This window comes from Shinella sp., from assembly GCF_035998705.1.
Classification (GTDB): domain Bacteria; phylum Pseudomonadota; class Alphaproteobacteria; order Rhizobiales; family Rhizobiaceae; genus Shinella.
Map to the genome: position 1 here is coordinate 316834 of NZ_DASYHH010000022.1, position 21873 is coordinate 338706.

A 21873-nucleotide genomic window follows, 5' to 3' on the forward strand; every position below is an offset into this window, starting at 1 on the left:
CGCCTGCGGGAGCATGGAGTGAGATCGATGAACAGGCTGATGAAACCCGGCGCACGGGAACGGGAAACCCTGCTGAATGCCGGCCTCCTGTCCGTGCTCGGCGTGGAAAGCGTTGCGGCGATGATGGAGATCGCGGCCATCGGCAACCTGCCGGCCCGCCAGATGCTGTTTCGCGAGGGTGAACCCGCCGACATGCTGCATTGCGTGCTTTCGGGCTACATGCGTGTCTACAAGCTCGACCCGGACGGCCGCGAAGCCGATGTCGAACTCTACGGCCCGGGCGACCTCATCGGCGCAAGCGTCGTGCTCGATGGCGGGCGTTATGCCGCGACCGCCCAGGCCGCCGAACCCGCGCTGATCGCCCGCTTCGACCTGAAACGCGTGCGCGATATCGCGGGCCGCCGGCCGGACCTGGCGATTGCGCTCGCCAGCGCTCTGTCCGCGCAGCTTTCCCGAGCCTTCGCCAACCTCGCCGACGATCGGCTGCACACCGCGCCGCAGCGCGTGGCGCGCCACCTGCTCGCCCATTGCCCTGTGGAGGGCAAGCCGACGAGTTTCCGCCTGCCTTACCAGAAGAGCCTGCTCGCCGGAAAACTCGGCCTCGCGCCGGAAGCGCTGTCGCGTGCCTTCTCCCTGCTGCGCAGCCACGGCGTCAACGTGCGCGGCCGCCTCGTCCACATCGACGACCCGGAAGCGTTAAGGCGAATCTAGAGCCCGCCCTGAACCCGTAAAAAGTCGACGATGCGCTCGACGCCCTCGCCCCGCTTCATGTCGGAAAAGACGAAGGGGCGTGCGACGCGCATGCGCTCCGCATCCCGCTCCATCACGTCGAGATCGGCGCCGACATGCGGGGCAAGATCCTTCTTGTTGATGACGAGCAGGTCCGAGCGGGTGATCCCCGGCCCGCCCTTGCGCGGGATTTCCTCGCCCTGGCAGACGGAGATGACATAGATCGTCAGGTCCGCCAGGTCCGGCGAGAAGGTGGCGGCCAGGTTGTCGCCGCCGGATTCGATGAAGACCACGTCGAGATCGGGAAAACGCCGGTTGAGATCGGCGATGGCCTGGAGGTTGATCGAGGCATCCTCGCGGATCGCCGTGTGCGGGCAGCCGCCCGTCTCGACGCCGACGATGCGCTCCGAGGGCAGCGCCTGCATGCGCACCAGCGCCTCCGCATCCTCCTTCGTGTAGATGTCGTTGGTGACGACGGCGACGGAATAGTGTTCGCGCAGCGCCTTGCAGAGCTTGTCGGTGAGCGCCGTCTTGCCCGAGCCGACAGGACCGCCGATGCCGACGCGCAGGGGACCGTTCTTCGATGTCATAGTGAAACTCCGTCCTAAAAAATCTGCCGGGCTCATGAGCGAAACAGCCGGGTCGAAAGCGTCTCGTGCCGAAGGCTCGTTATATCGGCGCGGATGGTCGACGAGCCGAGGTCGTCGAGCGTCGACGCCGACGCCGTTGCCGCAAGCTCGACGATGCGCGCTTCCAGCCCCGCCAGCGTCGCCACTCCGTCCCGCTGGCCGATGACGCCGCAGCGAATGGCGACCGAGACGAGGTTCGAAACGACCGCATGCAGATAGGCTGCAAGTGCTGCCTCGGCTGTTATACCATGCGCGCCGGAAACGGCGCCGACGGCCACCGGGTAGGCTGCCCTGTCCAGCGCCTCCAGCACCGGATGCGGCCAGCTCGACGCCGCGGCAAGAAAGGCCTCGCCCTGCAACATCGTCTCGCGATGCCGCTCCGCCGAGCCCGCAAGCGCCTCCGCCAGGGCTGCAACATCCGCCAGTCGCCCGCGGTCGTCGGCGATACGATGCGCCTCGGCGAACAACACGGCGTCGTTCCAGAGGTTGCCATGCGCCAGAAGGCTCGCGAGCCAGTCGCGCAACGTCGCGGCATCGCAGATGTCGCCGTCGCTCACCGCCTGTTCCAGCCCGCCGGAATAGGAGAAGGCTCCGACCGGGAAGGCCGGCGACAGCCATGTCATCAGCCGCACCAGCGCGACGGGCGATGCCGTCTCAGCCATGGTCGTGGTGGTGATGGCCATGTCCCGTGCCGTGATAGGCGCCGCGCAGCGGATGGAAGGGTTCCGACACCTCGCGCACCGACGCGCCGAGCCCGGTCAGCATGTCGCGGATGACGTGGTCGCGCAGGATGAGGATGCGCCCCTCCGCGAATTCGGCCGGCAGGTGGCGGTTGCCGAGATGCCAGGCGAGTTCGACGAGGTGCGTGCGGTCCTTCGGCGTCACCTCGTAGAGCGCTTCCTCCGCCGCGATCACCTCGATCACCTCGCCTGACTCGGCGAGCAGCAGGTCGCCATGGGAAAGCTGCACCGGCTCCTTCAGGTCGAGCATGACGACGTCGTCATGCTGCATGTGCAGGAGCTTGCGGCGCACATGGCGCTGGTCGTGCGACAGCACGACGACATCGATGGGCGTGCGGTTTCCGCCGGTTCCGTGCGGCAGGATTTCCGTTGAGCGATAGGGCAAGAGGCGACCTCGGGTGTCGATGGATGTGGCGGCGAGAAAAGCATGTTTGCCCGGCCAAGGAAACCGTCGAAACGGCGACCTACGTCATTTGCCGTAGGTGCCGACTTGCCTTCGCATTTCCGAACGCAAAACCGTTTCACACTTTTGCTGGAAATGCTTAACGCCGACGCCCGCCCACCGCGACACGGCGGCTCGGCTCCAGCAGGCCTTCGCCCTCGTCCTCGTGAATCGCCCGGTCGCGGCCAAGCGACTTGGCGAGGTAGAGCGCGTGGTCTGCCGCCTCGAAGACCGCGTCGAACGGGCGGTCCGCCGGCCGGTCGGCGATACCGGCCGACATGGTGACGGCAACCGTGCCATGGGCGGTCTCGACCCGGCGCGCGGCGACGGAGCGACGCGCCTCCTCGACCAGCAGGCCGCAATCGCCGCGGTCCTCGCCATGGATGAAGACGGCGAACTCTTCGCCGCCGAAACGACCGACGAGATGGGTGGGCGCAAAGACCCGTTGCAGCTCCTCGGCAATGGCGACGATGACCTCGTCGCCCGCCGCATGGCCATGACCGTCGTTGATGGCTTTGAAGCGGTCGACGTCGAACAAAACGAAGAAACCGTTAACGTTCGCCGCCACCATCTCCTCGGCGAAAGCGCGCCGGTTGAACAGGCCCGACAGCGGATCGAGCCGGCTCAACCGCTCGAATTCCGCGCGCGACAGCGCCATTTCGTGGATCGCGGTGCCCAGAAGCCAGGCGAGCAGCGCCGACACGCTCGACGCGATCATCACCGTCGTGGAGGTGCCGAAGCCGAGCGTTTCGCTGAAAGGATAGGGAAAAATGTTGAAAGTCGTGAGGATTGCCGCGGCCATGAGATAGGTGGCGGTGGCAAGCGTGATCGCCACCAGTACGGTGTTCAGCACGAAAGTCGAAATGTCGGCCCGTGTCCGGAAGACACCGACCTCCCACTGGGCCCTCAGCCAAAGGGCCAGCCTGCCACGCATAAATCTCTCCATCTTGAACGGAAGGATATTACGCGACTTTCTTTCAGATTCGTCTAAAGCGGTCGGTACAAGTTTAACTGTCCCGTTTTGAGGCTAGAAAAGAAAGTAGCGCTGCGCCATCGGCAGCACGGTCGCAGGCTCGCAAGTCAAGAGTTCACCATCCGCGCGCACCTCGTAGGTCTCCGGATCCACCTCGATATGCGGTGTCAGGTCGTTGAGGATCATCGAGGCCTTGGAGATTTTTCGCGTGTTGCGCACCGGCAGGAGCTGTTTGGCGACGCCGAGGCGCTCGCGCAGGCCGAGATCGATCGCCGCCTGCGAGACGAAGGTGACGGAGGAATTGGTGCGCATCTTGCCGAAGGCGCCGAACATCGGCCGGTAATGCACCGGCTGCGGCGTCGGGATCGAGGCATTCGGATCGCCCATCGGCGCCATGGTGATCGAGCCGCCCAAGAGCACCATGTCGGGCTTCACGCCGAAGAAGGCCGGGTTCCAAAGCACGAGGTCCGCCCGCTTGCCGACCTCGATGGAGCCGATCTCATGGCTGAGGCCCTGGGCGATCGCCGGGTTGATCGTGTATTTGGCGATGTAGCGGCGGATGCGCAGGTTGTCGTTGTCGCCCGTCTCGCCGGGGAGCCTGCCGCGCTGGCGCTTCATCTTGTCGGCGGTCTGCCAGGTGCGGATCGCCACCTCCCCGACGCGGCCCATCGCCTGGCTGTCGGAGGAGATGATCGAGAAGGCGCCGATATCGTGCAGGATGTCCTCGGCCGCGATGGTCTCCTTGCGGATGCGGCTTTCGGCGAAAGCGATGTCCTCCGGGATCGACGACGACAGGTGATGGCAGACCATCAGCATGTCGAGATGCTCGGCGATCGTGTTGACCGTGTAGGGCCGCGTCGGGTTGGTCGAGGACGGGATGACGTTGGCCTGGCCGCAGATTTTTATGATGTCCGGTGCATGGCCGCCGCCCGCCCCTTCCGTGTGGAAGGCGTGGATGGTGCGGCCCTTGATGGCGTCGATCGTATCCTCGACGAAGCCGCTTTCGTTGAGCGTGTCCGTGTGGATCATCACCTGCACGTCATATTCGTCGGCGACGGAAAGGCAGCAATCGATCGCCGCAGGCGTCGTGCCCCAGTCCTCGTGCAGCTTCAGCGACGAGGCGCCGGCCTTGACCATCTCCTCGATGGGCGCGGGAAGCGAGGCATTGCCCTTGCCGGCGATCGAGAGGTTCATCGGGAAGGCGTCGAAACTCTCGATCATGCGCTCGATATGCCAGGCGCCGGTGCAGGTCGTCGCGAGCGTGCCATGCGCCGGGCCGGAGCCGCCGCCGAGCATCGTGGTGATGCCGCTTGCCAGCGCGCCCTCGATCTGCTGCGGGCAGATATAGTGGATATGGGCATCCATGCCGCCCGCCGTCAGGATTTTTCCCTCGCCGGCGATCACCTCCGTCGAGGGGCCGACGATGATGGTGACGCCCGGCTGTGTATCCGGGTTGCCGGCCTTGCCAAGACCCGCGATGCAGCCGTTCTTGAGACCGACATCGGCCTTGAAGATGCCGCTGTGGTCGATGATCAGCGCATTGGTGATGACGGTATCCACGGCGCCCTCGGCACGTGTCGCCTGGCTCTGGCCCATGCCGTCGCGAATGACCTTGCCACCGCCGAACTTCACCTCGTCGCCATAGGTGGTGAAATCCTTCTCCACCTCGGCGAAGAGCTCGGTATCGGCAAGCCGCACCTTGTCGCCCGTGGTCGGGCCGAACATGTTGGCATAGGCGGCGCGGGACATTCTGTAGGACATGGTTCAGGTTCCCCGGGAGGCAGGTGTCGTGTTCTGGTGGTCGAGACGTTCGAGGCGGCCGGCGGCGATTTGCGCATCCACCCAGCGCCGCTCCGCGGCAAAGGGATGCCATAACCAGCCCTCGTGGCCGAAGCCGGCAATCACGACGCGGTCGCCTTCCCCGGCGATCGCGTCGAGCACATGGGCAATGACGATCAGGCCCGAGCTCGGCACCACATAGGGCGACGGATCGAAGGCCGAAAGTGCGGCGTCGAGCGCCTGGTGGGACGCGGCCGGAACGACGCTCACCCGCCGGCCGGTGGCGCGGGCGAAGGTTTCGAAGCCGATCGTGTAGTCGTCGCAGAAATCGTCGAGGTCGGGATGGTTTATGGCAAGCGGCGCGCGCATGGCGGCGAACATCTCCGAGGCCCGCACGCACCAGAATTCATGCGCCTGCTGCACCGGCTCGCTCGCCTTCCAGCGCCCGCCGCCGAGCATGCCGAGCGCCGGGCGGCCGGTATTGCAGACGGCGACGACGTCGGTCTTCCGCCCGCCACGTTCCGCCGAGCGGCAATCGTTGAAGCGGATCACCAGGTCGGCGGAATCGATCGCCCCCGCCATCCCTTCCGGGATGCTGCCGTTTCCGACGATGGCGATGCTGCGCGACACCGATGGCCCTCAGTTTTCCGATTCGTAGACGGTTTTCAGTTCCGCCGTGCGCTTCTGCGTGAGATCGGCAAGGCAGCCGGAAACCAGCATCGGCTCCATCGAGCCGCCGCGCGCGCCGAAGCCGGCCAGCTCGCACTGGCCGTCGCGATAGCCGATCCAGGCGCGCTGCGCGCGCTTCAGCGCATCGACGGCGCCGACATAGTGCTCGCCCATATCCTTGGCCTGCACGTCCATCTCGCGCGCCGCATCCATCGCCTTCCTGTAGGCGGCGTTCAGCTCCCTATCGGCGGTCTCGTAGTCGCGATGGGCGCAGATGTTCATGTCCATCTGCGTCATGGCGTTGTCGCAGTCCACCTCCGGCTCGTTATCCTGCGCGGCCGCAAAGGAGGCCGAGAGGAGGACGGCAGCAGAAGCAAGCAGGATGCGGAAAGGCAAAGCCATGTCAGAGTTTTCCCATAACGCTCTGGCGGAAACCGTAGATCTCGCGCTTGCCGGTAAACGGGATGAGACGGACGGTGCGTGTCTGCCCCGGCTCGAAGCGCACCGCCGTGCCGGCGGGGATGTCGAGGCGCAGCCCGCGGGTCGTCTCGCGGTCGAAGGCGAGCCCCGCATTGGTTTCGTAGAAATGGTAATGGCTGCCGACCTGGATCGGCCTGTCGCCGGTATTGGCAACGTCGAGCGTGGTCACCGGCAGGCCGGCATTGAGTTCGATGTCGCCGCTCGCAGCGATGATTTCACCCGGGATCATGGTTTTCCTCTCACGCGGCCTTTGCCGGTCCGCAGCCTTCGGCTTTCAGGACCCGCTTGGTGGATGCGGGATATTTTTTGAGCAGCGCCGCCGGCCGCACCGGCCGGCGCGTAAAGTCGCCGCCGCAATTCGGGCAGGCGCCGCCGAGAACGTCCGTCACGCAATCGGCGCAGAACGTGCATTCGAAGGTGCAGATCATCGCGTCCGGGCTTTCCGGCGAAAGATCACGGTCGCAGCATTCGCAGTTGGGCCTGAGTTCCAGCATGGTCCTACCGTATCGGTTCGTGCACGGTCACGAGCTTCGTGCCATCGGGAAAAGTCGCTTCCACCTGGATGTCGTGGATCATCTCCGGGATGCCCTCCATCACCTGGTCGCGCGTCAGCACATGGGCGCCCGCCTCCATGAGGTCGGCGACGGAGCGGCCGTCGCGCGCACCCTCGACGACGAAATCGCTGATCAGCGCGATCGCCTCGGGATGGTTGAGCTTCACGCCGCGCTCCAGCCGCCTGCGTGCCACGATCGCCGCCATGGCAATCAGCAGTTTATCCTTTTCGCGGGGAGTGAGATTCATGGGCGGTCCATCGCTTGATTCCGATCGCGCCTACTATGCAAAGGTTTTGCGCGCGCGACATACGCAAAACAGGAAGGTGGGGCGCACGGCGTGCGTTACAGAGTCCAGACTTTCGGCACGCTCGCGCCGTTACGCAAGTGCGAAATAAGCAGGAGCAGTTTTTTTCTCAAGGCGAAGCCGTCGTCGGCCACCAGGCGCGCGACGAGCTTGTCCTGCCAATGGCTGACGCCGCCATCGGTTTCGCCCAAAAGCCGGCGCAGCGGCTCCAGATGGGCTTCCGCCTCAGGCCCGCAAAAGAGCACCGTGGCAAAGGCGCGCGCGCCGGCCAGCACCGCCCGCTCCCCCGTCAGCGACGCCACATCGCCCTCAAGGCAGGCCTCTTCCGCATGGATCAGCCTGCCAGCGCGGCGGATGCGCCAGCGATCGCGGAAAAGCCCCGTTTCCACCTGCTCGCCCATCGCCTTGCGGCCAAGCAGGATCGCCTCGACCGCCAGGAAGCGCGCGTCTTCCGCAAGGTCGACCTCCAGCCGGCGCGTGAGCGAGGAGCGATCGAAGAGAATGGTTTCCTGCGGCAGCCAGTCCACCCGCGCGCCGGGGCCGACCTCGATGCGCGTCTCAACCGTCGCGGTGGAGGCGCTCGCCTTGTAGATCCGCTCGCAGGCCTGCGTCGTCGCTGTCAGGCGCGTGCCCGCCGTGGCCGAAAGAGACCAGTCGATGCGGTCGCCGCCCGTCAGCCCGCCTGCCGTGTTGATCAGCACCGCCTCCATCGTGCCGTCGAAGGTCCTTGGCAGTCGGATTTTGGCGCAACCGTCCTGATAGAGCACGTCGAGGCGCGTGCCGCCCGCCGATGCCTTCGCGGCAAGCCGGCCCTGCCCGCGTGCGCGTTGCGGGCGGGGGGAAGCGGCTTCTCCTTCGTGAACAGGCGATTGTTTCAAGGATGCATTCATGCCGGCAGGTTCTCCGATGCTGGCCTCCCGCGCAAGCGCTCTCCTCCGGGTCGCCATAAAAAAGCCCGGCGCGAAGGCCGGGCTGGAAGCTGAGACGGTCGGGCGGCATGCATGTGCCGCCCGTTCCGCGAGAGACGATTATTCGTTCTCGACGTAGGTGTACTTGCCGTCTTCACCCTTCTTCCAGGTGTACATGACGTAGTCCGGACGGGTGATGTCGCCCTTTTCGTCGAAGCCGAGTTCGCCGATGGCGGTCTGGAACGGACCCTTCGACTTGATGGCTTCAGCAACAGCCTGCGGGTCGATGCCACCGGCAGCCTTGGCGCCTTCAGCGATGACCTGAACGGCGGCATAAGCGTAGAGCGTGTAGGCTTCCGGCTCGAAGCCGGCTGCGCGGAACTTCTCGACGAGGTCCTTGGCAGCTGCGTTCTTGCGCGGGTCCGGAGCGAAGGTCATCAGCGTGCCGTCAACGGCGTCGCCGGCGATGGAAGCCAGTTCGTTCGAGACGATACCGTCGCCCGAGATGAACTGAGCCTTCAGGCCCTGGTCGGCAGCCTGGCGTTCGATGAGGCCGAACTCGGTGTGCAGGCCGCCCCAATAGACGACGGTGACGCCGGCTTCCTTCATCTTGGCGATGAGAGCGGAGAAATCCTTGTCGCCGACGTTGACGCCTTCGTAGAGGACTTCCGTGATGCCGGCTTCGTTCGTCGCCTTCTTGGTTTCGTCTGCGAGACCCTGGCCGTAAGGCGTCTTGTCGTGCAGAACGGCAACCTTGCCGTCCTTGAAGTTTGCGGCGATGAAGGCACCGGCTACAGCGCCCTGCTGGTCGTCACGACCGCAGGTACGGAAGGTGTTCCACAGGCCACGCTCGGTGTAGGTCGGGTTGGTCGAGGCCGGCGAGATCTGCAGGACGCCGTTCTCGGCGTAGATTTCCGAAGCCGGGATGGAAACGCCCGAGTTGAAGTGGCCGACAACGAACTTCACGCCGTCAGCAACGAACTTGTTGGCAACGGAAACGCCCTGCTTCGGGTCTGAAACGTCGTCGCCGAGCACGATCTTGACCTGCTCGCCGTTGATGCCGCCAGCTGCGTTGATGTCGGCAGCAGCCTGCTCGGCACCCTTCTGGAGCTGTGCGCCGAAAGCGGCGTTCGGGCCGGTCAGCGGGCCGCCGACGCCGATCAGAATGTCGGCCCATGCGTTGCCGCTGAATGCGACCATTGCAGCCAAAGCAACGGCCGACAGGAGAGACTTCTTCATTGTGTTACTCCCAAAATTAAAAGCGGGCTCGTTTTCAACCGGTCGCAACACCCGCATCATTGCGCCGATATGCTTATCCCGCGGCCAAGAGCCGGTCGCGGAGTTCCCTCTGGTTATTTAGACTTCCATGAAAAAAGCGACGCCTTTTCATAGAGCCAGTAGTAGTTGTTGGTCATCTGCCGCGTGCGATAGTAGCGGTAGCCGAGCGTAGCAAACAACAAAAGCACGACGGTGTCCACGATATAGTACTGGAACGTCAGCATGCTGCCGTGGAACAGGGCGTGGTGGATGAAACGGATCGCCACACCGAGCAGCGCCACGTAGATCAGCAACGTCGTGTAGTTCTGCCAGTTCTCCGCAACGCTCTTGCCAGTGCGCCAGGCAGTCCAACCACCCATAATGACGGTGATGAACAGGAACTGCCAGATGGACGGTTCTTCGTAGAGAATTCCCTGCATTTTTTTCTCCTCTCGACCGCCCTAGTGGCGACCGCCTTCGAGATAGGCGGCGCGCACTTCCGGATTGGCCAGAAGTTCCTTGCCCGAACCGCTCATCGTCACCTGGCCGTTGACCATCACATAGGCCCGGTCGGAGAGTTTGAGTGCGGCAAAGGCGTTCTGCTCGACGAGGAACACGGTGAGACCCTGTTCCTTGTTCAAGACCTTGATGGCGTCGAAGATCTGCTTGACGATCAGCGGCGCAAGGCCGAGCGACGGCTCGTCGAGAAGCAGCAGCTTCGGGCGCGCCATCAGCGCGCGGCCGATGGACAGCATCTGCTGCTCACCACCCGAAAGCGTGCCGCCGCGCTGGGCCTGGCGTTCCTTGAGGCGCGGGAAGAGCGTAAAAATCTTCTCCACGTCCTCGTCGAAATATTTCAGATTGTCGAGGCTGGCGCCCATCTGAAGGTTTTCATAGACCGTCATGCGCGGAAAGATGCGGCGGCCTTCCGGTGACTGCGCGATGCGGCGGCGCGCGATCAGATGCGTCGGCACGCGCGTAATGTCCTCGCCGTCGAAGACGACCGAGCCGGAGCGCGCCTGCGGGCTGCCGCAGATCGTCATCATGAGCGTTGACTTGCCCGCACCGTTCGCGCCGATCAGGCTGACGATCTCGCCCTTCCTGACCTCAACATCGACACCGGCGAGCGCGCGGATATTGCCGTAGTAGGTTTCCACGCCCTTTACGCTGAGAAGTGTCTCGCTCATCAGTGCGAACCTCCCTGCGGGCCTTCGCTCTCCGCGATCACCTCGATCTCTTCGATCACCTCTTCGACCTCATCATCTTCAACACCGAGATAGGCCGCGATAACCTTCGGATCGTTCTTCACATGGTCCGGCGTGCCGTCGGAAATCTTCTGGCCGTATTCGAGCACGACCACGTGGTCGGAGATTTCCATGACCACCGACATGTCATGCTCGATGAGCAGGATCGACGCGCCGCTATCCTTGCGGATCGAGCGCAGCAACTCGTTGAGCGCCAACGATTCGCGCGGGTTGAGGCCCGCCGCCGGTTCGTCGAGGCACAGGAATTCCGGCCCCGTGCACATGGCACGGGCGATTTCCAGGCGACGCTGGGCACCATAGGGAAGATCGCCGGCGGGATCGTCGGCACGCGCGGTGAGGTTCGCCTTGTCCAGCCAGTACCTGGCGATCTCGATCGACTGCGCCGAAGCCTTTTTGTAGGTCGGAAAGCCGAGCAGGCCGAGGATCGTATAACCCGACGCCTTCATCAGCATGTTGTGCTGTGCGACGAGCAGGTTTTCCAGAACCGTCAGGCCGGAAAACAGCCGGATGTTCTGGAAGGTCCGCGCCACCTTGGCATCGCGGGTGATCTCGAAGTCGGTCATGCGCTCCAGAAGGAAGGTCTTGCCGGCCTTCTGGTGCATGGTGATCATGCCCATCGTCGGCTTGTAGAAGCCGGTGATGCAGTTGAAGACCGTGGTCTTGCCGGCGCCGTTCGGGCCGATGAGGGCCGTGATCTCGCCGCGCGCCGCCTGGAAGGAGAGGTCGTTGATGGCCATCAGGCCGCCGAAGCGCATCGAGAGATGCTCGACCGTGAGGATGGGATCGTTCGTCATGGTGTTCGTCGCTACCGTATTCGTCGCCGTCACATTCGTCATGGAGGCCATCAACCGTGCCCTTCCTTGGTGAAGGTGCCGGAAACCACCTTGCGTTCCTTGAGGAATGCGGTCGGCTCCCGGCTTCCGACGAAGCCACGCGGTTTCCAGACCATGACGACGACCATCGCCAGACCGAAGATCAGCATGCGATAGAGTTCCGGCGTGAAGTCAGGTCCGAAGATCTGCTTCAGGAACTGCATTTCACGCAGCAGCTCCGTGCCACCGATCATCACCGTCGCTGCGACCGCGATGCCGATGAGCGAGCCCATGCCGCCGAGAACCACGATGGCGAGGATGATCGCCGATTCGAGGAAGACGAAGCTTTCCGGCGAGACGAAGCCCTGGCGCACGGCGAAGAACGAGCCGGCAAAACCGCCGAACATCGCGCCGATGGAAAAGGCCGTCAGCTTCGTCGTCACCGTGTTGATGCCGAGCGAGCGGCAGGCGATCTCGTCTTCACGCAGCGCTTCCCAGGCACGGCCGATCGGCATGCGGCGCAGCTTGATCGTCACATAGGCGGTCAGCAGTGCCAGCGCCAGGATGAGATAGAACAGGAAGATCTTATAGTAGGCCGACGACATCGGCAGGTCGAAGACCTTGGCGAAGTTGTTCGGCGCGCTGACGTCGAAGGACCAGATGCCGAAGACCGAGGCCTTCGGAATGCCGGAGACGCCGAAGGTGCCGCGGGTGACTTCCGTCCAGTTGATGAGCACCAGGCGGATGATTTCCCCGAAGGCGAGCGTCACGATGGCGAGATAGTCGCCCTTGAGCCGCAGCACCGGGAAGCCGAGGATCATGCCCCAGAAGGCGGCGAGAATCCCGGCGAGCGGCAGAAGCACCCAGAAGGAGAAGCCGAACTGCTGCGACAGCAGCGCGTAGGAATAGGCACCCACCGCATAGAAGGCGACGTAGCCGAGGTCGAGCAGGCCTGCGAGACCGACCACGATGTTCAGGCCCCAGGCGAGCATCACGTAGATGAGGATCTGGATGCCGAAATTGTCGACCCACTTCAGCGAGCCCTGCACGCCGAAGAGCATGACCATGAGCGGCGGGTAGAAGATCAGTGCAACGATGGCGATCTTGCTGAAATTGCGCTTGAAGAAGCTTTCTTCCGTGTCGCCCGTTGCCTTTGCCGAGGCGGCAGCCTTGCGGGCGGCCATCCAGGGGCGGAGGTAGGCGACGGTGAGGAAGCGGCCGACGGCGGCGACGATCACGAAGACCGCGAGCAGCCCCCAGCGCTGGTTCAGCACAAGCTCGTTGCGGATGTTCTGCGTGGTCTCGAGACCGACGAAGAGGACGAAGAGGCCGAGCGAGATGACACCGGCATAAAAGCCCTCGCACAGAGCCTGCGCCGTCAGGTTCCCGCCGGCGCGCTCAGACGTGTTGGAAATGTTGGTCATGGATCAAACCTTCTCGACTTCCGGTCGTCCGAGAATACCGGACGGCTTGAAGATCAGGACGATGGCGAGGATGGAGAACGTCGCGACGTCCTTGTAGTCGATGGTGAAATAGGCGGACCACAGACCCTCGATGAGGCCGATGAGCAGGCCACCGAGAACAGCGCCCGGCAGCGAGCCGATGCCGCCCAGAACCGCGGCCGTGAAGGCCTTGACGCCCGGCACGAAGCCGTCGGTGAACACCGTCACGCCGTAATACATCAGGTACATCGTCCCGGCGACGGCCGCGAGCGAGGCCCCCATGATGAAGGTCACGGAGATCGTGCGATCGACGTCGATGCCGAGCAGCGCCGCCATCTTGCGGTCCTGTTCGGTGGCGCGCTGGGCGCGACCGAGCGAGGTTTTGTTGACGATGTACCAGAAGGTGGTCAAGAGGACGATCGTCAGGAGCATGATGATGATCTGCTTCAGCGAGATCGAGATGCCGAAGACGTTGTAGACCGACGACACCATCGGCGGGATCGGCTTGTTGCGCGGACCCTGCGTGACCTGGATGAAGTTCGAGAGCGCGATCGACATGCCGATTGCGGTGATCAGCGGCGCCAGGCGGAACGAGCCGCGCAGCGGCCTATAGGCCACCTTTTCGATCGTCCAGTTCCACAACGACGCCGTCAACATGGCGGCGATGATCATGACCAGCAGCAGAAGGACGACCGGAAGGCCGGCAAACAGGCTGGTAAGGAGGAGAAAGACGATGAGAGCGGCGAAACCGCCCAGCATGAAGATATCGCCATGGGCGAAATTGATCATGCCGATGATGCCGTAAACCATGGTGTAGCCGATGGCTATCAAACCATAGATAGATCCAAGCGTCAGCCCGTTGACGAGCTGCTGGACAAAATATTCCATTTGCAATCCCCCGGATGCGGTTCCTGATCGGCCACATCTCTTGTTCTTAACGCTCTTTTTTGCGCTTGTTAGACAGGGAGGATTCCATACCGCTTTCGATACAAAAGGGAAGCCCAAAAAGCCGGGATCGACAATTTCTTTGGCAAGAACGGTTAAATGACGCATTTAACGCCAGGGAAACCAAAAAATCGGCAGGAAATGCCGCACCCTTGCCTGAAATGGTGCATGAAAGCCGCGAGCGGCGCTGTCCCGTTTCGAGACAGCGCCGCCTGAAGCGAAACACTCAGCCGCGCATTTTCGCGCCGGAGGGATCGAACAGCGGTTCCGACTGCGGGCGCGCCGCCAGGATCTCGCCGAGAAGCTCGATCGACCAGCCGCTTTCGACGTCGGCGATCTCCTTCGGCACGTAGCCGACCGCGACGGAGACGCCGGCCGCATGGGCATAACCGCCCGACGTTACCCAGCCGCGCACGTCGCCATTCAGGTAGATCGGCTCGTCGCCGATGACGTCGGCATCCTTCGCGTCGAGAATGAAAGTGCGCAGGCGAAGCGCACCGCCTGATTCGCGCTCGGCCTTCGCCGCCGCCTTGCCGATGAAGTCGGCGTCCTTCTTGACCGCGACGAAACGCTCCAGCCCCGCTTCGAGCGGCCCATAGAGCGGGCGGTATTCACGCGACCAGCTGCCGTAGGATTTTTCGAGGCGAAGCGCGTTGAGCGCCCGCAGCCCGAAGAGCCTGATGCCGAATTCGGCACCGGCCTCCAGCAGGAGATCATAGAGGTATCGCTGGTATTGCGGCTTCATCCATATTTCGTAACCGAGATCGCCGGTATAACTGACGCGCCCGACGATCGCCGGCGCCATGCCGAGATCCATGCGGCGCACCGCCATGAAGGGGAAGGCCGGGGTCGAGAGGTCCAGATGCGTCAGTTTCTGCATCACCTCGCGCGCCTTCGGTCCGGCGATCGCGAGGCCGACCAGCGCGAGGTTGAGCGCTTCGAGCGTCACCGAGCCGTCCTTCGACAGGTGCGTCTCGAACCAGCGCATATGATAGTCCTCGGCGATGCCGGAGCCGATGAGCAGGAAATCCCCCTCGCCGAGCTTCGCCAGCGTGAAATCGCCGATCAGCTTGCCGTCGTCCTTCAGCATGGGCGCCAGCGTCATGCGGCCGGTCGCGGGCATGCGGCAGGTGAGCAGCCGGTCGAGCCAGGCCTCCGCGCCCTCCCCCTTCACCGCATATTTGGCAAAGCCCGAGGTCTCCATCAAGCCGACGCTGTCGCGCACTGCTTTCGCTTCCGCGCCGACAGTGTCGAAATCCGTCGAGCGGCGCCAGGAGAAATGATCCTCGACACCTTTTGGCGCGAACCACAGCGGCTGTTCCAGGCCATAGGACGCTCCGAAGACGGCACCGGCCTCCTTCAGTTTGTCGTAGACCGGCGTCGTCAGCAGCGGGCGGCCGGCCGGCAGTTCCTCGTTCGGGTAGCGGATCGAGAAGCGGCGCGAATAGTTTTCACGCACTTTGGCATTGGTATAGGCGAGCGTCGCGAAGTCGCCGTAGCGCGAGACATCCATGGCGAAGACGTCGAAGCCGGGGTCGCCGTGGATCATCCAGTTGGCGAGCGCCAGCCCCACGCCTCCGCCCTGGCTGAAGCCCGCCATGACCGCACAGGCCGACCAGTAGTTCGTCATGCCGCGCACCGGGCCGACCAGCGGATTGCCGTCCGGCGAGAAGGTGAAGGGGCCGTTGATGACCTTCCTGATGCCCGCCTTGTTGAAGGCCGGGAAGTGGCGGAAGCCGACTTCCAGCTCCGGCGTGATTCGCTCGATGTCCTCCGCCAGAAGCTCGTGGCCGAAGTTCCACGGCGTGGCAAGCGGCGACCACGGACGGCAGGCCTTTTCATAGGTGCCCATCAGCATGCCGTTGCGCTCCTGGCGGAGATAGATCTCCCCGTCGAAGTCGACGCAGTGCATTAGCTCCCGGCCAGCGGTCCGGTTGAACTCGATGACCTCGGGCATGTCCTCGGTGATGAGATACATGTGTTCCATGGCGAGCACCGGCAGTTCGAGCCCGACCATGCGGCCCACCTCGCGCGCCCACAGGCCGCCGCAGTTGACGACATGTTCGGCGATGATCTCGCCCTTGTCGGTGATGACGCGCCAACTGCCGTCTTCGCGCTGCACGAGGTCTTCGACCTTGGTGTGCAGATAAATGTCGGCGCCGTTCTTCCTGGCGGATTTCGCATAGGCATGCGTCGTGCCGTAGGGGTCGAGATGGCCTTCGACGGGATCGAACACCGCGCCGACGAACTGGTCGGGATCGAGCAGCGGCATCAGGTCATGCGCTTCCTTCGGCGTCAGGAGGTGGGCGTCGAGACCCATGTAGCGGCCCTTGGCGAGGATCGACTTCATCCAGTCGAAACGGTCCTTGGTGGACGCCAGCATCATGCCGGAGGTCATGTGCAGGCCGATATCCTGGCCGGAATAATCCTGGATCTCCTTGTAGAGCTCCACCGTATATTTTTGCAGCTTGGCGACGTTCGGGTCGCCATTGATCGTGTGCATGCCGCCGGCCGCATGCCAGGTCGAGCCGGAGGTCAGCTCCGAGCGCTCGACGAGCACGACATCGGTCCAGCCGAATTTGGTGAGATGATAGAGGACGGAACAGCCGACGACGCCGCCCCCGATGACGACGACCCTTGCATGGCTCTTCATGAAAAACTCCGGCTTTCGGCGGGTTGAAGGGAATTGCGGCGAACGAAGCGCAGCCTATTTTGTCCCGCGGACGCCCGACAAGCCCGTGGTGCGAAACCTCATGTCGCTTTGCCGATTTTGTCAGCGCGTGGCGAAATCCACCGACAGGTCGAAGCTCCGCGCCATCACCTTCAGGTCGCCGACCAAAGCCTCGGCAAAGCTGCGCATCACGACGAGATCGAAGCTCGCCTCACCCGTGCGGGCGAGGTTCACCGAGAGGTGGTTGCACAGGACGTTCGCCGCACGGCCGACCGGGAAGGCGTCGGGATGGAGATCGACGGCAATGCCGTTGGCGAGGATGCGCGCGGCATCCGGGCCCGAGAGCGTCAGCACGACGCGGCCGTGGCTCTGGTCCACGACGAAGGCGAAGGGACCGAGGCGCAGGCCGAGTTCGGCGGCAAGCGTTTCCGGCGCATGCACCTCGGAAAGTACCAGCCATTCGCCGGGGCCGGAAAAGCGGGCCTCGAACTCGCCGTTCGCGACCAGGATGCCCGCCGCCTCGGCCGTCTGGCCGGGGGCCGCCAGCACCGTGGCGATCGCCGTTATGCGGTGGGCGGCGAGATGATTCGCGCGTCGCTCGGCAATCGCGCCGATCGTGCCGTCCAGCGCATGCACCGCCTGATAATCGTAAGCCATCGCCCTCACCTCACGCCATCACCTTGCGGTTTTCCGGATCGACAAAGACCGGATCGCAGACCTCCGCCATCGCCTCGACGCCGCGCAACTGGTCCCAAACGAGGACCTTTTCGCCATAACGCTCGCGGCCGGACTTGAGGAAACCGAGTGCGATGTGACTGCCGAGTGTCGGCGAGAAGCAGGCCGAACTCACCCAGCCCTGGTCGTTCAGCGTCGAAGGTTTTGCGCCGTCCTTCAGAAGATGCGCGCCGGCGCGCATATCCGTCTCCGCCTCCAGCGCCCGAAGGCCGACGAGCTGCGCGCGATCCGCCGCCGTCAGGCCGAACCGTGTCGACAGCCGCTTGCCGATGAAATCCGGCTTGGCCGAACCCATCATGCGGCCGAGGCCGGCATCGTCCGGCGTCACGCGGCCGTCGAGTTCGGCATGCGTCACATGCCCCTTCTCGATGCGCAGCACGTTCAGCGCCTCGACGCCATAGGCACAAAGCCCATGCGGCTGCCCGGCCCGCATCAGCGCATCCGCCACCGCCTCGCCATAACCCGCCGGCACCGCCAGCTCGTAGGCAAGCTCGCCGGAGAAAGAAATGCGGAAGAGCCGCGCCTTCAGATTGCCCTTCAGCCGCACCTCGCGGGCGCCGAGGAACGGGAAGGCCGCAGGCGACAGGTCGTCCTCGACCACGGCTTGCAGGATCGCGCGCGCCTTCGGCCCGGCGATTGCCATCTGCGCCCATTGGTCGGAGACGGAGAGGAAGCGCACGCGCAGTTCCGGCCATAGCGCTTGCGCGGCAAACTCCATATGCGAGAGCACGCCGCCCGCCATGGCCGTCGTCGTGGTGACGAGGAAATGCTCCTCCGCCAGCCGGCTCACCGTGCCGTCGTCATAGACCATGCCGTCCTCGCGCAGCATCAGGCCGTAACGGGCCTTGCCGACGGGGAGCTTCAGCACGGGATTGCAGTAGAGCCGGTTCAGGAACTCGGCCGCATCCGGCCCGAAAACCTCGATTTTGCCGAGCGTCGAGACATCGCAAAGCCCGGCATGTTCGCGAACAGTCCTGACTTCCCGGTCGACACTCTCGCGCCAGGCCTTTTCGCCGGCTTTCGGGAACCAGGAGGAGCGATACCAGAGCCCGGCATCGATGAAGACCGCGCCGTTGCGCGCCGCCCAGCCATGCAGCGGCGAGCGGCGGGTCGGCATATTGTGTTCGCCGACCGACGTGCCGGCGAGCGCGCCGAAGGAGACCGGCGTGTAGAACGGCCGAAAGGTGGTGGTGCCGACCTCGGCGGGGCTGACGCCGCGCATCGTCGCGAGGATGCCGATGGCGTTGATATTGCCGAGCTTGCCCTGGTCCGTCGCCATGCCGCCCGTCGTGTAGCGCTTGGCATGTTCGACATGGCCGAACCCTTCGCGCACGGCAAGGCCGAGATCCTTGCTGTGCACGTCGTTCTGGAAATCGACGAAGGCCCTGGATTTCGCCCCCGGCACATGCCAGAGCGCCGTAAACGACGGATCGATCTCCTCGCCGATGGAAGGGCGCTCGAAGCCGGCAACGAGCCGACCGAAGGCTTCCACAATTGCGGACGCCTTGCGCGCGCCATCCTCGAAACATTCCGACAGGCGATAGTGCCCCGCCGCGGCACCGGCCATCACCAGCACGGCGCCCACCTCCGGGGCCACAAACGCCTGCAAGGCTTCCGACCAGACCGCCTTGCCGCCGCGCTGGCAGGCGAGGTGGATGACGGGGCTCCAGCCGCCGGACATCGCCACGGCATCGCAGGCGATCAGCTCCTCGAACCCGCCGCGATCGGCGACGATCGCTCGAATGCGTTGGCGCCCCTTCGTATCGATGACGGAGCCGCCGCGAATGAGCCGCACGCCCGCCGGCGCATTGTCGGCCGCATCCGTTCGGCTATCGATGAGGGCTGCGACCTCGACGCCCTGCGCTACGAGGTCCTGCGCCGTGCGATAGCCGGACGCGCCGTTGGTGAACACCGCGACGGACTTGCCGGCAGCAACGCCAAAGCGATTGGCATATGTGCTGACCGCGCTGGCCGTCATGATGCCCGGCCGGTCGTTGCCGCCGAAGACCAGCGGCCGTTCTTCGGCGCCGGTGGCGAGGATCGCGTGTTTCGCCGCGATGCGCCACAGGCGCTCGACGGGCTTGCCGGGATCGATGGTCACGCCGTGCTTCTGCACCCGCTCGACCGCGCCGAAGACATTGTCGTCATACCAGCCGAACACCGTGGTGCGCGGCAGGAGCGTGACATTCGCATGGTTCTGGAGTTCGTCGATGGCGCGCCGGGCAAAGATGTAGGGGGTCTCCCCGTCCAGCTTCGTCGTCTCGGACAGCAGCGCACCGCCGAGAACGAAATCCTGCTCGGCGACGAGGACGCGCAGGCCCGACCGGGCGGCGGTGAGCGCCGCGGCAAGGCCGGCCGGGCCGGAACCGACGACGAGCAGGTCGCAATGCGCCCAGCTTTTCTCGTAAGCGTCCGGATCGCGCGGCAGGCTCGTGCGGCCGAGGCCGGCGGCGCGGCGGATCAGCGGTTCGTAGACCTTTTCCCAGAAGGCGGCGGGCCACATGAAGGTCTTGTAGTAGAAGCCGGCCGAGAGGAAACGCGACATCAGGTTGTTCACCGCGCCGATATCGTAGGCGAGGCTCGGCCAGCGGTTCTGGCTTGTCGCGACGAGGCCGTCATGCAGTTCGGCGACGGTCGCCTTGGTGTTCGGGTCGCGCCGCTCGCCTTCGCCGATGGTGACGAGCGCATTCGGCTCGGACGGCCCGGCCGTCACGATGCCGCGCGGGCGGTGGTACTTGAAGCTGCGCGCGACGAGCAGGCGGTCGTTGGCGAGGAGCGCCGAGGCGAGCGTATCGCCGGCATGGCCGTTGAGTTGGGCGCCGTCGAAGGAGAAGCGCACCGCATGGCTGCGGTCGACGAGGCCGCCGGTGGCGAGGCGATAGGCGGTCATCGTTCGCCTCCCCTTCCCGCCGCGGCATCGCTGACGGAAAACACCTCATGGGTAAAATTGTCCCGCTCCACCACAAGCCAGCGCCGGCAGCCGGCCACATGCTGCCAATGTTCACGGATGCGGCCGCGCGGATTGGCGCGCACATGAACATAGTCGTTCCACGCTTCGTCCGCAGCCATCGGCGCCGGGCGAACCGGGGTCGCATCGCCGCGAATGGAAAATTCTTCCTTGGCGCGGGTGCCGCAATGCGGACAGGAAATCAGGCTTGCCATCACTCACTCAATGCAGGTTCGGCTGGGTGCCCACACCCGCCTCGTCGATCGGGAAGCCGCGCTCGAAACGATCGAGCCTGAGCGCGCGCGCCACATGATGGCTCTCGCCCTTGGCGATCAGGTGCGCGAAACAGAAACCGGAGGCCGGCGTCGCCTTGAAGCCGCCGTAACACCAGCCGCAGTTCAGGTAGAGGTTTTCGATCGGCGTGCGGTCGATGATCGGCGAGCCGTCCATCGACATGTCCATCACGCCGCCCCAGGCACGCAGCACCCGCACGCGCGAAAGGCCGGGGATCATCGTGACGCCCTCCTCCATGACATGCTCGGCCGTCGCGAGATTGCCGCGCTGCGCATAGGAGGAATAACCGTCGATCTCCGCGCCGAAGACCAGTCCGCCCTTGTCGGACTGCGAGATATAGAAATGCCCGGCGCCATAGGTGATGACGTGGTCGATGCAGGGCTTCAGCCCCTCCGTCACGAAGGCTTGCAGCACATGGCTCTCGATCGGCAGCTTCAGCCCCGCCATCTCGCCGACGCGCGAGGTGTTGCCCGCAGCGGCGAGCGCCAGCTTGTTGCAGCCGATGAAACCCCTCGTCGTCTCGACGCCGGTGACGGCACCGTTTTCCCGGCGGATGCCTGTGACCTCGCAATTCTGGATGAGATCGACGCCGAGCCGGTCCGCGCCGCGCGCAAAACCCCAGGCGACCGCATCGTGCCGCGCCGTGCCGGCCCGCTTTTGCAAAAGTCCGCCCATGATGGGAAACCGCGCATGCTCGAAATTGAGGAAGGGCAGCATCTTCTTCAGCGTCTCACGGTCGAGCTGTTCCGCCGCAACGCCTTCCATCATCATGGCATTGCCGCGGCGGGTATAGTGATCGCGCTGGCTGTCGTTGTGATAGAGGCTGATAATGCCGCGCTGCGACAGCATCACGTTGTAATTGAGCTCCTGCTCCAACCGCTCCCAGAGTTTGAGCGAGAACTCGTAGAACGGCTCGTTGCCGGGCAGCATGTAGTTGGAGCGCACGATGGTCGTGTTGCGCCCGACATTGCCGGAGCCGAGATAGCCCTTCTCGACCACCGCGATATTGCGGATGCCGAATTCCTTGGCGAGGTAATAGGCCGTCGCCAGCCCGTGACCGCCACCGCCGACGATGATCACGTCGTAGTGCGGCTTCGGCGCCGGTTCGCGCCAGGCGGGCGTCCAGCCGAGGTTTCCGGCGAGGGCTTGTTTGAAGATCGAAAGGGCGGAGTAGCGCATGCAGAATCCCGGATCAGTCGGCCCACATTCGCATATGCAGCACAAACAGCAAGGCCGGCGGCGTCTTGCCGCACCGGAAACTTTCCACCGCCGCCCGCAATGGCAATGCACACCATTTG

The 21873-nt window shown here is 64.3% G+C and carries 23 protein-coding genes; 1 reads left to right on the forward strand and 22 read right to left on the reverse strand.

Features of this window, described 5'->3' with window-relative positions:
• Window positions 1-27: 27 nt before the first annotated feature.
• Window positions 28-711 carry a Crp/Fnr family transcriptional regulator gene (locus VGN93_RS18225; protein WP_327508566.1) on the forward strand — a complete coding sequence of 228 codons (684 nt, stop codon included), beginning with the start codon at window positions 28-30 and terminating at the stop codon, window positions 709-711.
• Here VGN93_RS18225 and ureG read toward each other — a convergent pair.
• From ureG to VGN93_RS18335, 22 genes are all read right to left on the reverse strand, one after another.
• Window positions 708-1319, reverse strand: a complete 612-nt coding sequence (ureG, locus tag VGN93_RS18230; RefSeq protein WP_327508567.1) for an urease accessory protein UreG — start codon at window positions 1317-1319, stop codon at window positions 708-710. The genes VGN93_RS18225 and ureG overlap by 4 nt on opposite strands.
• 32 nt (window positions 1320-1351) lie before the next feature.
• Complete coding sequence (locus VGN93_RS18235) at window positions 1352-2041, reverse strand: urease accessory protein UreF (RefSeq protein WP_327508568.1); 690 nt, start codon at window positions 2039-2041, stop codon at window positions 1352-1354.
• Window positions 2013-2483: an urease accessory protein UreE gene (ureE, locus tag VGN93_RS18240; protein WP_327508569.1), complete on the reverse strand. Its 471-nt coding sequence runs from the start codon at window positions 2481-2483 to the stop codon at window positions 2013-2015. The genes VGN93_RS18235 and ureE overlap by 29 nt, the downstream gene beginning before the upstream one ends.
• A gap of 157 nt (window positions 2484-2640) precedes the next feature.
• Window positions 2641-3474 carry a GGDEF domain-containing protein gene (locus VGN93_RS18245; protein WP_327508570.1) on the reverse strand — a complete coding sequence of 278 codons (834 nt, stop codon included), beginning with the start codon at window positions 3472-3474 and terminating at the stop codon, window positions 2641-2643.
• Between the two features lie 93 nt (window positions 3475-3567).
• Window positions 3568-5274: an urease subunit alpha gene (ureC, locus tag VGN93_RS18250; RefSeq protein WP_327508571.1), complete on the reverse strand. Its 1707-nt coding sequence runs from the start codon at window positions 5272-5274 to the stop codon at window positions 3568-3570.
• A gap of 3 nt (window positions 5275-5277) precedes the next feature.
• Complete coding sequence (locus tag VGN93_RS18255; protein ID WP_327508907.1) at window positions 5278-5874, reverse strand: Urease operon accessory protein; 597 nt, start codon at window positions 5872-5874, stop codon at window positions 5278-5280.
• Between the two features lie 57 nt (window positions 5875-5931).
• Window positions 5932-6363, reverse strand: a complete 432-nt coding sequence (locus tag VGN93_RS18260) for a lysozyme inhibitor LprI family protein (protein WP_327508572.1) — start codon at window positions 6361-6363, stop codon at window positions 5932-5934.
• A 1-nt stretch (window position 6364) separates the two neighbouring features.
• Window positions 6365-6670, reverse strand: a complete 306-nt coding sequence (locus VGN93_RS18265; RefSeq protein WP_327508573.1) for an urease subunit beta — start codon at window positions 6668-6670, stop codon at window positions 6365-6367.
• Window positions 6671-6680: 10 nt separating this feature from the next.
• A complete protein-coding gene (locus tag VGN93_RS18270; RefSeq protein WP_327508574.1) occupies window positions 6681-6935 on the reverse strand; it encodes a DUF1272 domain-containing protein in 255 nt (84 codons plus the stop codon).
• 4 nt (window positions 6936-6939) lie between these two features.
• On the reverse strand, window positions 6940-7242 hold the full coding sequence (locus tag VGN93_RS18275) for an urease subunit gamma (RefSeq protein ID WP_256121068.1): 303 nt from the start codon (window positions 7240-7242) through the stop codon (window positions 6940-6942).
• Window positions 7243-7337: 95 nt separating this feature from the next.
• Window positions 7338-8189, reverse strand: coding sequence for an urease accessory protein UreD (locus VGN93_RS18280; RefSeq protein ID WP_327508575.1), 852 nt, complete (start codon window positions 8187-8189; stop codon window positions 7338-7340).
• Between the two features lie 138 nt (window positions 8190-8327).
• Entirely contained in the window at window positions 8328-9446 is a 1119-nt protein-coding gene (locus VGN93_RS18285; RefSeq protein WP_319321271.1) for a branched-chain amino acid ABC transporter substrate-binding protein, read from the reverse strand.
• A 113-nt stretch (window positions 9447-9559) separates the two neighbouring features.
• A complete protein-coding gene (locus VGN93_RS18290; protein ID WP_319321268.1) occupies window positions 9560-9904 on the reverse strand; it encodes a DUF6867 family protein in 345 nt (114 codons plus the stop codon).
• Between the two features lie 21 nt (window positions 9905-9925).
• Window positions 9926-10654 (reverse strand): ABC transporter ATP-binding protein, encoded by a 729-nt coding sequence (locus tag VGN93_RS18295; protein ID WP_319321370.1) that lies wholly within the window; start codon window positions 10652-10654, stop codon window positions 9926-9928.
• Window positions 10651-11565, reverse strand: a complete 915-nt coding sequence (locus tag VGN93_RS18300; RefSeq protein WP_319321368.1) for an ABC transporter ATP-binding protein — start codon at window positions 11563-11565, stop codon at window positions 10651-10653. Before VGN93_RS18300 ends, VGN93_RS18295 begins: the two co-directional genes overlap by 4 nt.
• An 8-nt stretch (window positions 11566-11573) precedes the next feature.
• On the reverse strand, window positions 11574-12965 hold the full coding sequence (gene livM, locus VGN93_RS18305; protein ID WP_327508576.1) for a high-affinity branched-chain amino acid ABC transporter permease LivM: 1392 nt from the start codon (window positions 12963-12965) through the stop codon (window positions 11574-11576).
• Between the two features lie 3 nt (window positions 12966-12968).
• Complete coding sequence (locus VGN93_RS18310) at window positions 12969-13871, reverse strand: branched-chain amino acid ABC transporter permease (RefSeq protein ID WP_319321262.1); 903 nt, start codon at window positions 13869-13871, stop codon at window positions 12969-12971.
• 283 nt (window positions 13872-14154) lie between these two features.
• Entirely contained in the window at window positions 14155-16581 is a 2427-nt protein-coding gene (locus VGN93_RS18315; RefSeq protein WP_327508577.1) for an FAD-dependent oxidoreductase, read from the reverse strand.
• Window positions 16582-16701: 120 nt separating this feature from the next.
• Complete coding sequence (locus VGN93_RS18320; RefSeq protein WP_327508578.1) at window positions 16702-17256, reverse strand: sarcosine oxidase subunit gamma; 555 nt, start codon at window positions 17254-17256, stop codon at window positions 16702-16704.
• A 10-nt stretch (window positions 17257-17266) separates the two neighbouring features.
• Window positions 17267-20224, reverse strand: coding sequence for a sarcosine oxidase subunit alpha family protein (locus tag VGN93_RS18325; RefSeq protein ID WP_327508579.1), 2958 nt, complete (start codon window positions 20222-20224; stop codon window positions 17267-17269).
• Window positions 20221-20496: a sarcosine oxidase subunit delta gene (locus VGN93_RS18330; RefSeq protein ID WP_327508580.1), complete on the reverse strand. Its 276-nt coding sequence runs from the start codon at window positions 20494-20496 to the stop codon at window positions 20221-20223. The genes VGN93_RS18325 and VGN93_RS18330 overlap by 4 nt, the downstream gene beginning before the upstream one ends.
• 7 nt (window positions 20497-20503) lie before the next feature.
• On the reverse strand, window positions 20504-21754 hold the full coding sequence (locus VGN93_RS18335) for a sarcosine oxidase subunit beta family protein (protein ID WP_327508582.1): 1251 nt from the start codon (window positions 21752-21754) through the stop codon (window positions 20504-20506).
• Between the last annotated feature and the right edge of the window lie 119 nt (window positions 21755-21873).

Bases quoted from the DNA above. Each gene is read 5' to 3' on its own strand.
- VGN93_RS18225 (WP_327508566.1), top strand. From the start codon at position 28: ATGAACAGGCTGATGAAACCCGGCGCACGGGAACGGGAAACCCTGCTG.
- ureG (WP_327508567.1), bottom strand. From the start codon at position 1,319: ATGACATCGAAGAACGGTCCCCTGCGCGTCGGCATCGGCGGTCCTGTC.
- VGN93_RS18235 (WP_327508568.1), bottom strand. From the start codon at position 2,041: ATGGCCATCACCACCACGACCATGGCTGAGACGGCATCGCCCGTCGCG.
- VGN93_RS18245 (WP_327508570.1), bottom strand. From the start codon at position 3,474: ATGCGTGGCAGGCTGGCCCTTTGGCTGAGGGCCCAGTGGGAGGTCGGT.
- ureC (WP_327508571.1), bottom strand. From the start codon at position 5,274: ATGTCCTACAGAATGTCCCGCGCCGCCTATGCCAACATGTTCGGCCCG.
- VGN93_RS18255 (WP_327508907.1), bottom strand. From the start codon at position 5,874: ATGGCGGGGGCGATCGATTCCGCCGACCTGGTGATCCGCTTCAACGAT.
- VGN93_RS18260 (WP_327508572.1), bottom strand. From the start codon at position 6,363: ATGGCTTTGCCTTTCCGCATCCTGCTTGCTTCTGCTGCCGTCCTCCTC.
- VGN93_RS18265 (WP_327508573.1), bottom strand. From the start codon at position 6,670: ATGATCCCGGGTGAAATCATCGCTGCGAGCGGCGACATCGAACTCAAT.
- VGN93_RS18270 (WP_327508574.1), bottom strand. From the start codon at position 6,935: ATGCTGGAACTCAGGCCCAACTGCGAATGCTGCGACCGTGATCTTTCG.
- VGN93_RS18275 (WP_256121068.1), bottom strand. From the start codon at position 7,242: ATGAATCTCACTCCCCGCGAAAAGGATAAACTGCTGATTGCCATGGCG.
- VGN93_RS18280 (WP_327508575.1), bottom strand. From the start codon at position 8,189: ATGAATGCATCCTTGAAACAATCGCCTGTTCACGAAGGAGAAGCCGCT.
- VGN93_RS18285 (WP_319321271.1), bottom strand. From the start codon at position 9,446: ATGAAGAAGTCTCTCCTGTCGGCCGTTGCTTTGGCTGCAATGGTCGCA.
- VGN93_RS18290 (WP_319321268.1), bottom strand. From the start codon at position 9,904: ATGCAGGGAATTCTCTACGAAGAACCGTCCATCTGGCAGTTCCTGTTC.
- VGN93_RS18300 (WP_319321368.1), bottom strand. From the start codon at position 11,565: ATGACGAATGTGACGGCGACGAATACGGTAGCGACGAACACCATGACG.
- livM (WP_327508576.1), bottom strand. From the start codon at position 12,965: ATGACCAACATTTCCAACACGTCTGAGCGCGCCGGCGGGAACCTGACG.
- VGN93_RS18310 (WP_319321262.1), bottom strand. From the start codon at position 13,871: ATGGAATATTTTGTCCAGCAGCTCGTCAACGGGCTGACGCTTGGATCT.
- VGN93_RS18315 (WP_327508577.1), bottom strand. From the start codon at position 16,581: ATGAAGAGCCATGCAAGGGTCGTCGTCATCGGGGGCGGCGTCGTCGGC.
- VGN93_RS18320 (WP_327508578.1), bottom strand. From the start codon at position 17,256: ATGGCTTACGATTATCAGGCGGTGCATGCGCTGGACGGCACGATCGGC.
- VGN93_RS18325 (WP_327508579.1), bottom strand. From the start codon at position 20,224: ATGACCGCCTATCGCCTCGCCACCGGCGGCCTCGTCGACCGCAGCCAT.
- VGN93_RS18330 (WP_327508580.1), bottom strand. From the start codon at position 20,496: ATGGCAAGCCTGATTTCCTGTCCGCATTGCGGCACCCGCGCCAAGGAA.
- VGN93_RS18335 (WP_327508582.1), bottom strand. From the start codon at position 21,754: ATGCGCTACTCCGCCCTTTCGATCTTCAAACAAGCCCTCGCCGGAAAC.